The organism is Streptomyces sp. IBSBF 3136 (genome assembly GCF_036815105.1).
Lineage (GTDB): Bacteria > Actinomycetota > Actinomycetes > Streptomycetales > Streptomycetaceae > Streptomyces.
Genome location: NZ_JAJSZC010000512.1, coordinates 1 through 326 on the forward strand (window position 1 = coordinate 1; position 326 = coordinate 326).

The window sequence follows — 326 nt, forward strand, 5'->3', positions numbered from 1 at the left end:
GGAGGGAGAGGGCGACCAGCGCGGCGGCGGTGAGCACGCCTGCGCCGAGGGCCTTGTGGGGGGTCGGTCTCACACACTGCTCCTTTGCGAAGGCCGGGGTCCCGGCCTGCTCGGATGGCCGCCGGGCCGGCCGGGGTGCGCCGGAGCGGCCGCTGGTGGGGTTGCGCGATCGCTGTGCGGAGAGGTGCGCCGCGCCCATGGGGTCAGGGCACGGACTGCCGAAAGCGTGACAGATTTGACCGGTCCATGCCAGAAGGGGTGCGGAAGTGAGTGACCGTGCTCCTGATGCCGGGGGGCGGGGCTGCCGGAAAGAGCGAGTTCCGGAG

Annotated in this window: 1 protein-coding gene; it reads right to left on the reverse strand. The window is 72.7% G+C overall.

What is annotated here, in order from left to right:
* Positions 1-199 (reverse strand): hypothetical protein (locus tag V7E45_RS40510; RefSeq protein WP_333779277.1); only part of this gene is annotated, 199 nt, incomplete at its 3' end.
* Positions 200-326 lie beyond the last annotated feature (127 nt).